We start from the raw sequence: 12507 nt of genomic DNA, 5'->3' as shown, positions 1-12507 counted from the left end.
CTATTGCTCCCTCCGGATGTCTCCTGTGTTTGCAACAGTCTACGGAGCCCATTCCGGCCCCCGATGCCAGGAACGAAACGCCACCTGCAACATCCGTAGCAGATGTGAGGCTCAACACAGATTGCGCCGGTTGCAGTGGCCCGGTGGCCCCTCCGGCGGCGTCGTCGCCCGCATCAACGACGAAGTGTACGAGCTGTACCGGGCCGACACGTCGGGAACGCTGCCCGACTGCATTCCGGAACTGGCGGCAGTACAACCCGATTCGTTCGGCATCTGCCTGGCTACCGCGGATGGGCGGATGTACGGCAGCGGAGATCTGGACGCCGCCTTCACGATTCAGTCGGCGAGCTCATCGTCGCGCGCGGGACAGTCTCCGCTGCGGCCTGTTCCTCGTGCCGGACGGTCGGGTCGCCGTCCCGCCGCCCGCGCGTTTCGACCAGCCCACCGTTCGGGCCCCGGAGATCGAACCGGCACTGCTGGAACGGCTGGCGGCCGCCGCCTGCACACAGGCCGATGCCGCCGTGCGCGGCGCACGGCGGCATCTGACCCGCCTCGGGCCGAGCCTCGTCCGACACCCCTCGTCCGGTCGCACGACGCCGCCCGTAGTCGTTCCCGCGATCAGCGGTAGCCGTACTCCTGCCAGCGGTCCAGGACGCGCTGCTGGATCTCGGCGGGCCAGCCGTTCTCGAAGCTGCCCTTGATCGGGCGGCGGCCCTGCGGGAAGTGATCGGCCAGCAGGCAGTTGTAGATCACCTTGCCCGCCATGAAGGAATGCGCTTCCTCCGGCGACAGGTAGACCGCGAGCTGATCGGAAACCGCTGCCGGGTAATGGAATTCACCACGCTCGACATCCGGGTGGGAGCGGGTGGCGAAGGCCCACACCACCTCGTCGACATTCGTGATGTCGACATCGTCCTCGACCACCAGGATCTTGGGCGCGTTGACCGACGGCTTGCCGGTGAAGATGATCTTGGCGATCTGATCCACCAGCTCGTGCGAGCCCAGGCCGGTGGTCTCGTGCCAGTCCTGCCGCACCGCCAGGGTCAGCCAGTGCACCGCGGCCTCGAAGTTGTACCAGGCCGAGGAGATCGGCAGCCCGGCCTGCCGCAGCAGGTGGAGGATCTCGGCGGCACTGGTGGTGCCGATGATGGTGTGGTCCTCCTCCACCGGCGGGCCCGCCGCCACGGTCGGCTGGATCGCGCCGTCGCGATAGGTGATCGCCGAGACGTGGAAGACCGCCTTGGGGCTGGCCTCGGTGGCGTTGTAGCCGGGGAACTCGTTGAACGGGCCCTCCACGACCGTCTCGTCGAGGGCGATATGGCCCTCGATGACGATCTCGGCGGTGGCGGGCACCAGCAGATCGACGGTCTCGGCAGGGACCAGTTCCAGGCCCTCGCCGAAGAGCGCGCCCAGGTAATGGGTTTCGTCCTCGCCCTCGGGAATCGGCATGCCGCCCACCCACGGCAGGCCCGGCTCGACGCCGATGGCCAGCGCGATCGGCATGGGCTCGCCGATCTCGGTCCACTTCGAGCGGATGATGCCCAGGTGCTGGGGGCCCGGGATCAGGCAGGCCAGGGTGTTCCGGTCGTGGATCATCATGCGGTTGATCGACCAGTTGGTCCACGAGCCGTCGGGGGTCTTGACGATGTTCATCCCATAGGTCTGGATGTAGCGGCCGCCGTCATTGCCGTGCAGCTTCGGGGTCGGGAAGACGAACAGGTCGATGTCGTCGCCGAGCATGACGTTCTCTTTGCAGGGCGCCGCCGATCGGTCCACCACCACCGGTGGGATACCGGGCTTGGCGCGGGCGTCGGCGAGCACCTCCACGATCTGCTGACCGGTGGCGTCGGCGGGCAGGCCCAGCGCCAGCGCGATGCGCGCCAACCGGTGCTGCGGACCCGACAGCGCGCCGGGCGCGCCGAGCACACGGAAACCGCCGTCCTGGTATCCGGTGATGTTGCCGAACAGCGGCGCGGGCGCTCGCAGATCGTAGGAGCGGCGAATGATCGCGCCGATCTCCAGATTCCAGTCGACCTCGGTGTCGATGTGCTGGACCTCGCCGATGGCGTCGAGCGCCTCGATGAACTCGCGCAGGCTCTTCAAATGCGGCACAGGGGTTTTCCTTAGCGTCGGGTGTTCGCCGGGGTCGGTCATTCGCCCCAGCGGGGCAGGTCGGGCACGTCGATGCCGAGCAGGTCCAGGGCGCGTCCGGCGGTGTGGTCGACGATGTCGGCGACCGATTCCGGATTCAGGTAGAAGGCGGGCACCGGCGGCATGACGATGCCGCCCATCTCGGTGACCGCGGTCATGGCGCGCAGATGCGCCATGGTGAGCGGGGTCTCGCGCACCATGAGCACCAGGCGGCGGCGCTCCTTGAGCGTCACGTCGGCGGCGCGGGCGAGCAGATTGTCGTTGTTGGCGTAGGCCACCGCGGACAGCGTGCGAATCGAGCACGGGGCCACGATCATTCCCGCGGTCCGGAACGAACCCGAGGCGATGGCCGCGCCGATATCGGCCGGCCGATAGACCACATCGGCCATGGCCGACAGATCGGCCGCGGTCAGATCCGTTTCGTAGGCCCGCGTCTGCTGCCCGGCCGGGGTCACCACCAGATGCGTTTCCACCCCGGCCTTGCGGGCCAGCTCCAGCACCCGCACGCCGTAGGCAATGCCGGTGGCTCCGCTGATGCCCACCACAAGTCGACGCGATTCACTCACCGCCTCAGCATCCGTCACGTGTCGGATAGCCATCAACGCCGAAATCCGCGAAGATCGATAAGAAATGCTGATCGAAGACTCGCCTCGAGACCCCCGCGTCGACCCGGCCGAACTGGAAGCGTTCGTGGTCCTCGCCGAAGAACTGCACTTCGGCCGGACCGCCGACCGCCTCGGACTGTCCCAGCCCCGGGTCAGCCAGCTGATCCGCAGCCTGGAGCGCCGCGTCGGCCGCCGCCTGGTGGAGCGCACCAGTCGCCGGGTCACCCTCAATCCGCTGGGCGAGCATCTGCTGGCCCGCACCCGCCCGGCCTTCCGGGAGCTGCAGCGGGCCTTCGCCGAAACCCGCACCGCGGCACGGGGTCTGCGCATCGGATTCCTCGGTCCCTACGCGTCCACCCTCGACACGGCACTGACCGGATTCCGGGCCCGCCATCCGGAATGCCAGGTCACGCTGACCCAGCTGGCGTGGACCGACATCTTCGGCCCGCTGCGGCGCGGCGAGGTGGACATCCAGATCTGCCTGGCCCCGGTCGAGCAGCTCGGCCTGACCGTCGGACCGGAGGTGGGAGTGTTCCCGCGGCTGCTGGCCATCGCCCGCAGTCATCCGTGGGCCACCCGCGACAGCATCGATGTCGAGGATCTGGCCGAATTGCAGGTGATCGGACCGCATCCGGATGTCGCGCCCGAATTCGCGCGCGCCTTCTGGCCGCCCGCCACCACCCCGCGCGGGCGGCCCATCCCGCGGGTCGCGCCCGCGCGCACCGAACCCGAGATGCTCACCGCCGTCGCCCACAACAACGCCGTCTTCGCCACCACGACCGCCATGCCCACCTACTTCACCCATCCGGAGGTGGCATTCGTCCCGCTCACCGGCCTGCCCGAGGCGCGGGTCCGGCTGGTGTGGCGCACCGACACCGACCATCCCAAGATCGCCGAATTCGCGGGACTGGCCGCCGGACAGCCCGCGGCGGGCCTACGTCGGCAGGCGTAGCCGGGATTACGCACACGCGTGCAGGCGCGCCGCCGCGAACGCGCCTACGCTGGCGGACAACGAGATTGCTTCCCTCCCCCGAGGTGGATTGTCATGACCGATTTCGATCCCGCGGTCTACGGACCGTCCACCGTCCGCGTCGGCACCGCGGAACGCGAGCAGGCCGCCGCGGCACTGGGCGAACATTTCGCCGCCGGCCGGCTCGACGTCGCGGAATACGACGAGCGGGTAGGCCGGGCGTACGCGGCCAAGACCGCGGGCGAGCTGGCGGTGCTGTTCGGTGACCTACCCCGGCCACAACCGCCCGCGCCGCGGATCCCCACCCCGCCGCCCGCCCCACGCCGCCCGATGCCGCTGGCCCCGATCGGTGCGGGCGTGCTGCTCGTGTTCGTGATCGCGTTCGCGGTGACCACCCACTTCTTCCCGTTCTTCCTGTTCCCGGTGCTGTTCTTCGTCATCGCGCGGGGGCGGCGCGGGTACGGGTATCACGGTCCGCGCTACCACCGCATGTGAGGCTAGGGTCGATTCGTGGGCGTCATAGGCGAACTGTTCCCCGGCAAGAAGCTGCAGGACGAGGGCAGCGAGGACGGCAGCGGCGAGGGCCATCGGCCCCGGGTCAGCCTCGATCTGGATGCCGGGGTGATCCGGGTGTCCCCGGCCCGGCCGGCTCCCGGCCCGGACGCGCCCGCGTCGCAGGGCTAGTACACACCCGATAGGGTCGGGCTTCGACCAAGCCGAGGCGGCTCGGTGCGGCCGGAGGGTGAAAACACGTGACCGACAACAATGATCACTGGGCAAACCCCCACGGCGGGCCACAGGGCTGGGGCTATCCCGATGCGGGACAACAGGACTGGGGTTACCCGGCCGGCGAGGCACCGCAGCCGGCCGAGTATCTCGGCTTTGCCGCGCAGCTGCCGCCGGGGTACCAACCCGCGCCCCCGCAGTACATCACCGGCCAGCAGCCCCAGTACGTCACCGGGCAGCATTCCGTCCCGAATTATCCGGGGCAGCAACCGATTCCGGGCTACGCGCAGCCACCCGCACCCGGCGGCGGGCCCCGTCGCACCCTGGTGATCCTCGCCGCGCTGGCCGCGGTCATCGTGCTGGCCGGCGGCGGTATCGCGGCGTACGCGCTGACTCGGGATTCCTCCGACAGCGATACCACCGCCGCACCCGCCACGACCGGCGCCGCATCCTCGGGCGGGCCGTCCGGCACCGGGCCGTCCCGGTCCGGCGCCCCCAAGCCCGGCAGCACCACCGTGGTCGCCCCGGCACTGGGTATCAGTTACGACGTGCCCGCCGGGTGGACGATCGCCGAGCCCACCGATATCACCGTGCAGACCGGGACCGACGGCTCGGTCATCGGGCACGCCAAGTCCACCGAGGGCAACGACTACTGCGCGGGCTCCGCGTATCGGACCCTCGCCTTCGTCGCCCACGTCGACGGCAGCGATCCCGCCGCCGCGGCCGTCAAGGTGGCGAGAATCTCGGCCGAGGGCGGCTATTCGGACGCGACCGGCGGCAGCCAGGGCGCGCCGGTCGCGGTCACCACCACGAGCGGCGTCACCGGCCAGCAGGTCGAGACTTCCGGCAGCTGGCAGCCGTCCGCGCCGGGCTGCACCACGACCAGCTACTCGATCTACACCTTCGCGTTCTCCGGCCCGAACAAGGCGCTGCTGGTGCTGGCCATCCTGGCCGACCGCGGCACCCAGGGCGAACTCGCCGCCGACCGGGCCGCGCAGATGGTCGCCAGCCTCCGCGCCTCCTGACCCGCGCCGATCAGGCTGAGGTCGTGGCCACCATGGACGACGACGAGATCTCCGCAGCGTTCGTCGGCGAGCCGACGCCCTGCGCGGTGCCGGTGATCCTCGAGGAGCCCAACCCCGCTGGCCCACCTGGTACGACGACGCCCGGGCGATCCGAGCGGCATTGGGGCCGAAGGTCTTCCGACTCGAGCACACCGGGTCCACCTCGGGGCCTCGGCTAATACACTGGCCGAATGCCCCTCGTCGAGGTGACCTACAAGCCGGAGCTTCCCGAGACCGTGTTGCGTGAGCTGGGCAAATGGCTGCCGCACCTGGTGTCCATCGCCGTCGAATGCCCGGAGGAGCCCTACGACGGCGACCTGAAGCCGGGGGATGTCGAGATCCGCTTCCATCCGCTGGGCAAGTTCGATCGCTCCGGGATGGATGTGGTCATCGAGGTCCGGTCGAAGTATTTCGCGAGCCGGGCCGAGAACCGGCAGGAGCGCTGCGACCGCCTGCTCGCCGATATCGAGAAGTTCGTCGACGCGAATATCGGCGTCTACCTGACCCTGCCGGTAGCGGCCTGGTCGCAGAGCGAGTGACCGCTCACTGCCGGCCGCCACTTCCGATAGACCAGGCCCGGCACGGCGAACACCGGACGGCGCTCCAGATGATCGCACTCGCGAGCACGAGACGCCGAAAAGGCATGGGCGACATGCCCACCAGCTGCGGCAGCATGGTGCGGAAGAAGGTGCTGAACCGCCCCACCAGGATCGCCCGACACACCCGCCGGACTACTGCGGGCCCCACTCGGTCCCGGCGCCACGCCACACGCCATCCAGCAATTTTCAATCAATGATTGAATTACTGATTGAACCGTGTTTCACTGCTTGCATGGTCGAGAAGGTGTCCGCGGGAACGCGGGAACGGCTGCTCGCGGCGGCCGAGCGGCTACTGCTGACCGAGCCCTATGACGAGGTATCGGTGCGCGCCGTGTGCGCGGCGGCGGGAGCCAATCCCGCAGCGGTGCACTACCACTTCGGATCCAAGGAGGCGCTGATCGCCGCCCTCATCGAGGCCCGGCTCGGGCCGCTGTGGGAGGACGGGTTGGCCCGGGCCACGGGCGGGCGGGATTCGGCGCCCGCGGTGGTGGACGCCATCCTCGCGCCGTTCCAGGAGCTGGCCGCGGATCCGCTGGGGCGCCTGCATCTCCGGCTGCTGGCCCGCTTCGTGCTGGGCCGGCATCAGACGTCGTGGCAGGGGCCGTGGTTCCGGATGGACTCCTGGACCGCGCTGCTGCCCGACCTGGGAGCCGGCGAGGCGCGACGGCGCTGGATGCTGGCCTTCGACCTGATCATCATGCGGTTCGGCGCTCCCGAGATCGAGGATCACGGGATGCCCGAACCGGCGCTGACGGCCCTGCGGAACTTCGTGGTGGCCGGACTCACCGCACCGGGAGAACAACCATGAACGAGATCTTCGCACCGGCGAAACTCGGCCCGATCACCCTGCGCAACCGGGTGATCAAGGCCGCCACCTTCGAGGGACGCACCCCCGACGCGCTGGTCACCCCCGAGCTCATCGACTTCCACCGCGAGGTCGCCGCGGGCGGGGTGGGCATGACCACCGTCGCCTACTGCGCGGTCGCGCCGGGCGGACGCACCGACCGGCACCAGATCTGGATGCGGCCCGAAGCCGTTCCCGGACTACGCGAACTGACCGACGCCGTGCACGCCGAGGGCGCGGCCGCCAGCGCCCAGATCGGGCACGCCGGGCCGGTCGCCAACGCCGCCTCCAATCGCGCGCCCGCGCTCGCGCCGAGCCGCATGTTCAGCCCGCTGAGCATGCGGGCCATGCATGTGCCCGGCGACTCCGAGATCCGGGAACTCATTGCGGCACACGCGAATGCGGCGCTGCTGGCCGAGCAGGCCGGATTCGACGCGGTCGAAATCCATTTCGGCCACAACTATCTGGTCAGCTCGTTCCTGAGCCCGCTGCTCAACCGCCGCCACGACCACTGGGGCGGCGCGCTCGCCAATCGCGCCCGCCTGGCCCGCGAAATCGCCTGTGCGGTACGGGAAGTCGTGGGCGACCGGCTGGCGGTCACCGCCAAGCTGAACATGGAGGATGGTCGCCGCGGCGGGCTCACGGTCCCCGAGAGCGTGCAGGTGGCCGCCTGGCTGGAGGCCGACGGCGCGCTCGACGCCCTCGAATTGACCGCGGGCAGTTCGCTGCTCAATCCCATGCTGCTGTTCCACGGCGACGCACCGCGCAGCGAATTCGCGCAGGTGCTGCCCGGTCCCGCTCGGCTGGGTTTCCGGCTGGTCGGGCGCGCCTTCCTCAAGGAGTACCCGTATCAGGAGGCGTACCTGCTCGACCAGGCCCGCCAGTTCCGCCGCGAACTGTCCATGCCGTTGATCCTGCTGGGCGGCATCACCAATCTCGACACCATGAACCTGGCCCGGGCCGAGGGCTTCGACTTCGTGGCCATGGGCCGAGCGCTGCTGCGGGAACCGAATCTGTTGCAGCGCATCCAGGCCGACGCGGCCACGCGGTCGGCGTGCGTGCACTGCAACAAGTGCATGCCCACCATCTACACCACCACCCGCTGCGTGTTCCGGCCGGAGCGGACCATCATCGATCTCGACGGAAGGCACCGAGCATGAGCGGACGACTCGACGGGCGGGTGGCGCTGATCAGCGGCGCGGCATCGGGAATGGGGGCCTCGCACGCCCGCGCGTTCGTGGCCGAGGGCGCCTCGGTGCTCATCGGGGACATCACCGACGAGGCGGGCGCGAAGCTGGCCGCCGAACTCGGTGACACCGCGACGTACGTCCACCTCGACGTCACCAGCGCCGCGGACTGGCGCGCTGCCGTGGACAGCGCGGTCGAACGGTTCGGCAAGCTCGACGTGCTGGTCAACAATGCCGGCATCCTCGACTTCGGACCGCTCGGCACCTACACCGAGGAGCAGTGGCAGCGGACCCTGTCCATCAATCTCACCGGCCCCTTCCTGGGACTGACTGCCGCCCGCGACGCCCTGGTGGCAGCCCGTCCGGCGGCGGTGGTGAACATCTCCTCCGCCGCCGGGATCCAGGGCGTGCCGGGCGCGCACGCCTACACCGCATCGAAGTTCGGGGTGCGCGGGCTCACCAAATCCGCTGCGCTCGAGCTCGCCCAGCACGGAGTGCGGGTGAATTCGGTTCACCCGGGGGGGATTCTGACCCCCATGCTGGGCGTGCCCGAGGGTTCGACCACGGATCGCGATGCGAACACTCTGACCCGCCTCGGAGTGCCCGATGAGGTCACGGCGCTCGTGGTGTTCCTCGCGAGCCACGAATCCAGCTATTGCAATGGCGCCGAGTTCGTCGTCGACGGCGGTATGACGGCGGGCCGCCCGGTCTGAGACCTACTGCTTGTAGGTCGCCAGGAAACGTCCGATGCGCTCGATGATGGCCTCGAGCTCATCGGCGTGCGGCAGCGTCACGATCCGGAAGTGGTCGGGGCGTGGCCAATTGAAGCCGGTGCCCTGCACGATGTGGATCTTCTCGCGCAGCAGCAGATCCAGCACGAACTGCTCGTCGTCGTGGATCCGGTACATGTCGAGGTCGATGCGCGGGAAGGCGTACAGCGCGCCCCGGGGCTTCACGCACGAGATGCCCGGGATGGCGTTGAGCGCCTCCCACGCGCGGTCGCGCTGCTCGCGCAGGCGGCCGCCGGGCAGGGTGAGGTCGTAGATGCTCTGATGTCCGCCGAGCGCGGCCTGAATCGCCTGCTGCGCAGGGACATTCGCGCACAGCCGGAGACCCGCCAGCATGGTCAGGCCCTCGAGATAGTTCTCGGCGTGCTCGACCGGGCCCGATACCACCAGCCAGCCGCCGCGGAATCCGGCGGCGCGGTAGGACTTGGAGAGCCCGGAGAAGGTGAGGCACAACAGATCCGGGGCCAGCGCGGCGGTCCCGGTGTGGGTCAGGCCGTCGTAGAGGATCTTGTCGTAGATCTCGTCGGAGAACACCACCAGGTTGTGACGGCGGGCGATCTCCAGCATCTGGCGCACCACCTCGGGCGAATACACAGCGCCCGTAGGGTTGTTCGGGTTGATGATGACCAGCGCCCGGGTGCGGTCGGTGATCTTGGACTCGATATCGGCCAGGTCCGGCATCCAGTCCGAGCCCTCGTCACAGATGTAGTGCACGGGCCGGCCGCCGTTGAGCGCGGTGGCGGCGGTCCAGAGCGGGAAATCCGGTGCGGGAACCAGGACTTCGTCGCCGTTCTCCAGCAGCGCGGTCATGGCCATCATGATGAGCTCGGAGACGCCGTTACCCAGGAAGACCTGTTCGACGTCGAGCTCGGACAGTCCGAGCGTCTGGTAGTACTGCACCACCGCGCGCCGCGCCGAAAGCAGGCCCTTGGAGGTCGAGTAGCCGCTGGACTGCGGCAGGTTGCGCACCATGTCCTGAAGCAGTTCGGCGGGCGCCTCGAAGCCGAAGGTCAGTGGGTTGCCGGTATTGAGCTTCACGACGTGATGCCCCTCCGCCTCCAGCCGTGCGGCGTGCTCGGCGACCGGCCCGCGGATCTCGTAGGACACGCCCGCCAGCTTGCTCGACTGCTTCACCTGCATCAAACGACCCCTTCTCGGTGTGGTTGCCGCACACTCTACTTGGAAATTCCAAGTTTGCACTTGGTATTTCCAAGTTGTTGGTTAGAGTGGGATCGTGACACGCCGAAGCTACGACCACTACTGCACCGTCAGCCGCGCCCTCGACATCGTCGGCGACCGGTGGAACCTGCTGGTGGTCCGCGAATTGTGTTCGGGCCCGCGCCGATACAGCGACCTGTTCGCCGACCTGCCCGGCATCAGCACCGACGTGCTGGCCGCCCGGCTCAAGGACCTCGAGCGTGACGGGATTCTCACCAAACGCCGCGTCGGCCCCCGCGCCGGGACCGCGGTCTACGAACTCACCGACTCCGGCGCGGCGCTGCGGCCGGTGCTGGACTCGCTGTCCGCTTGGGGCGCGGCACAACTCGGCGAGCAGCGCGCGACCGACGCCGTGCGGGCGCACTGGTTCGCGCTCCCCCTCGGACATGCCGTGGCAGAGCTGGTGCCCGCCGGCACCGTCACGGTCCGCATCGGCGAGACCGCCTTCCACTACGTGATCACCGAATCCGGCCTCACCCATCACGACGGCCCGGCCGCCGCGCCGGATCTGGAGATCCGGCTGGAACTGGCCGCGGCGAGCGAGATCGCCACCGGCGCCCGCTCGCTCGCCGCCACCCTCGACCAGGCGACCGGAACCGGGCAACCGGTCGCCTGAACCGCGTCACGCCTCGTTCGACGCGGTGACGTCGGGTGCTCGGCTGCCGTCGGTAGCATCGGCTGGGTTGTGCCCGCATCGATCGAGGAGGAATCCGTGACCAGCGAGAACACCATCGGCACCATCACGATCATCGGCTCCGGCAGTGCCAGTGCCACTCCGGACATCATGCGGGTGTCGATCTCGGTGGAGACACGCGCCGATACCGTGGCCACCGCCTACGCGCGGGCCGCGGAACGCGCCGACGCGGTGATCTCGTCACTGCGCGCGGACGGCGTGGCGGGTCGCGACATCACGACCAGCGGGCTCACGGTGCGCGCGGAAACCGTATGGGCCGAAGGGAATCGGGAGAAGCTGGTCGGCTATATCGCGGGCACCGCACTGACGGTCACGCTGCGCGAGATCGGCGGACCCGGCGGGGAGGCGAAACCCGCCGCTGACGGCGGGCCCGCCGCGATCATCGCGCACGCCGTCGACGCGGGCGGCGACGATGTACGCCTGGGCGGGCTGACGCTGACCGTCGCCGACGAGGAGAGCCTCATGGTCCGCGCCCGCGACGCCGCCTGGGACCACGCACTGGGCAAAGCCGAGCAGTACGTGTTCCGGGCGAGCCGCAGGCTGGGATCGGTCATCGAGATCACCGAGAACGTATCCGGTCCCGCGCCCGCGCCGCGAATCGCGTTCGCCGCCAGCAAGATGACCGCTCCGGGCGGCGCGGTGCCGGTGGAGCTCGGCGAGAGCGAGCTGTCCACCAGCGTCCGGATCACCTGGCAGTTGATCTGAACCTCAGAGCTCGACCTGCGCCAGCAGGGAACCGGCGCGCACGGCGGCGAGCTGAATGCGAAACCGGGTGGCGTCCGCCCGGGTTCGATGCGGGAACGGGTCCTCGACAATCATCCCGCGCAGATCGTGCAGCAGCCGCGTGCCCTGCGTGATGGTGAGGCGGCCGGTGTCCACCAGGTGCCGCACATTGCGGCCGCCGTCCGGATCACCGGTCCCCGCCGCATACGCCGTCACCTGCTGCAACGCCGACCGCAGCCGCTTCTCGCACGCCGGGAACCGGCCGCGCTCATAGTGTTCGACCGCCTTCCGCAGGTGATCCAGCGCGGTCTGCTGGCCGCGCACCTCGAGCTCGGTCACCAATAGCGCCACCCGCTCGGCCAGCCGCACAGGCAGCCACGCCGTGGGTTTCAGGCGACATCGCACGCTCGCCTCCGTCCCGGCACCGATCACCCGGTCGATCTTCATCCGGTAGCCGTCCTCGAGCAGCGCCGTGCGCAGCGCCGGCATCCACGCCGGAAGGCTCTTGCGCGCCAGGGACTCTCCCTGCAGGAACCGCGCCACCGTCACCTCGACCAGATCCAGCAGCGCCCGATCCGCCTCCGCGTTCCCGCCCTGCGCCGCCAGCCGCGCCCCGTACACCGGCGTCACCAGCCGCCCCCAGTAGCTGTCGGCGTTCACCCACAACTCGACGCCGTACTCCGGCCGCTTGAGATCCACCCCCAGCAGCAATGCCTCGAGCGAGTGGAACCGCGACTGATCCCCATAGATCAGCTCCACCACCGACGCCACAGTCGGATCCGACAACGTAGTCATGGGCAACATCTTGGCGCACCCCCAAACCGCCCGCGCCCCAACCCATCCCCCTCGACCTCGACGCGCGACACCGAGATCGGGGAGCGTCGGTGCGGAGCATCGGGCGACATTCCGCGGGGGACAGCTCCCCGATCTCGAAGGAC

The 12507-nt window shown here is 69.4% G+C and carries 15 protein-coding genes; 11 read left to right on the top strand and 4 right to left on the bottom strand.

Annotated features, from left to right (window positions below; all coding sequences use genetic code 11):
• Positions 1 to 16: 16 nt before the first annotated feature.
• Positions 17 to 628, top strand: a complete 612-nt coding sequence (locus ACIRRA_RS05230; RefSeq protein ID WP_402763312.1) for a glutaminase — start codon at positions 17 to 19, stop codon at positions 626 to 628.
• Here ACIRRA_RS05230 and ACIRRA_RS05225 read toward each other — a convergent pair.
• Entirely contained in the window at positions 619 to 2112 is a 1494-nt protein-coding gene (locus ACIRRA_RS05225; protein WP_402763309.1) for a UbiD family decarboxylase, read from the bottom strand. The two genes, ACIRRA_RS05230 and ACIRRA_RS05225, sit on opposite strands and share 10 nt — an antisense overlap.
• 38 nt (positions 2113 to 2150) lie before the next feature.
• Complete coding sequence (locus ACIRRA_RS05220) at positions 2151 to 2717, bottom strand: UbiX family flavin prenyltransferase (protein WP_402763307.1); 567 nt, start codon at positions 2715 to 2717, stop codon at positions 2151 to 2153.
• 64 nt (positions 2718 to 2781) lie between these two features.
• Between ACIRRA_RS05220 and ACIRRA_RS05215 the strand changes: the two genes are divergently transcribed.
• From ACIRRA_RS05215 to ACIRRA_RS05180, 8 genes are all read left to right on the top strand, one after another.
• On the top strand, positions 2782 to 3708 hold the full coding sequence (locus ACIRRA_RS05215) for a LysR family transcriptional regulator (RefSeq protein ID WP_402763304.1): 927 nt from the start codon (positions 2782 to 2784) through the stop codon (positions 3706 to 3708).
• Between the two features lie 93 nt (positions 3709 to 3801).
• Complete coding sequence (locus ACIRRA_RS05210) at positions 3802 to 4221, top strand: DUF1707 domain-containing protein (RefSeq protein ID WP_402763302.1); 420 nt, start codon at positions 3802 to 3804, stop codon at positions 4219 to 4221.
• Positions 4222 to 4236: 15 nt separating this feature from the next.
• On the top strand, positions 4237 to 4410 hold the full coding sequence (locus ACIRRA_RS05205) for a hypothetical protein (RefSeq protein WP_402763299.1): 174 nt from the start codon (positions 4237 to 4239) through the stop codon (positions 4408 to 4410).
• Between the two features lie 68 nt (positions 4411 to 4478).
• Entirely contained in the window at positions 4479 to 5477 is a 999-nt protein-coding gene (locus ACIRRA_RS05200) for a hypothetical protein (protein ID WP_402763296.1), read from the top strand.
• Between the two features lie 230 nt (positions 5478 to 5707).
• Positions 5708 to 6055, top strand: coding sequence for a hypothetical protein (locus ACIRRA_RS05195; RefSeq protein ID WP_402763294.1), 348 nt, complete (start codon positions 5708 to 5710; stop codon positions 6053 to 6055).
• Positions 6056 to 6347: 292 nt separating this feature from the next.
• Positions 6348 to 6923: a TetR family transcriptional regulator gene (locus ACIRRA_RS05190; RefSeq protein ID WP_402763292.1), complete on the top strand. Its 576-nt coding sequence runs from the start codon at positions 6348 to 6350 to the stop codon at positions 6921 to 6923.
• A complete protein-coding gene (locus ACIRRA_RS05185; protein ID WP_402763290.1) occupies positions 6920 to 8119 on the top strand; it encodes an NADH:flavin oxidoreductase in 1200 nt (399 codons plus the stop codon). The genes ACIRRA_RS05190 and ACIRRA_RS05185 overlap by 4 nt, the downstream gene beginning before the upstream one ends.
• Positions 8116 to 8859: a glucose 1-dehydrogenase gene (locus ACIRRA_RS05180; RefSeq protein ID WP_402763287.1), complete on the top strand. Its 744-nt coding sequence runs from the start codon at positions 8116 to 8118 to the stop codon at positions 8857 to 8859. Before ACIRRA_RS05185 ends, ACIRRA_RS05180 begins: the two co-directional genes overlap by 4 nt.
• Positions 8860 to 8862: 3 nt before the next feature.
• Here ACIRRA_RS05180 and ACIRRA_RS05175 read toward each other — a convergent pair whose 3' ends face one another.
• Positions 8863 to 10074 carry a pyridoxal phosphate-dependent aminotransferase gene (locus ACIRRA_RS05175; protein WP_402763284.1) on the bottom strand — a complete coding sequence of 404 codons (1212 nt, stop codon included), beginning with the start codon at positions 10072 to 10074 and terminating at the stop codon, positions 8863 to 8865.
• Positions 10075 to 10168: 94 nt separating this feature from the next.
• Between ACIRRA_RS05175 and ACIRRA_RS05170 the strand changes: the two genes are divergently transcribed.
• Positions 10169 to 10768: a winged helix-turn-helix transcriptional regulator gene (locus tag ACIRRA_RS05170; protein ID WP_402763281.1), complete on the top strand. Its 600-nt coding sequence runs from the start codon at positions 10169 to 10171 to the stop codon at positions 10766 to 10768.
• Positions 10769 to 10864: 96 nt separating this feature from the next.
• Positions 10865 to 11551 carry an SIMPL domain-containing protein gene (locus tag ACIRRA_RS05165; protein ID WP_402763278.1) on the top strand — a complete coding sequence of 229 codons (687 nt, stop codon included), beginning with the start codon at positions 10865 to 10867 and terminating at the stop codon, positions 11549 to 11551.
• A gap of 3 nt (positions 11552 to 11554) precedes the next feature.
• Here ACIRRA_RS05165 and ACIRRA_RS05160 read toward each other — a convergent pair whose 3' ends face one another.
• Positions 11555 to 12364, bottom strand: coding sequence for a hypothetical protein (locus ACIRRA_RS05160; RefSeq protein WP_402763275.1), 810 nt, complete (start codon positions 12362 to 12364; stop codon positions 11555 to 11557).
• Between the last annotated feature and the right edge of the window lie 143 nt (positions 12365 to 12507).

The organism is Nocardia sp. NPDC101769, assembly GCF_044766925.1.
Taxonomy (GTDB): Bacteria; Actinomycetota; Actinomycetes; order Mycobacteriales; family Mycobacteriaceae; genus Nocardia.
Note: the sequence above shows the minus strand (reverse complement) of the source record. Positions and strands in the feature narration are given on the sequence as shown.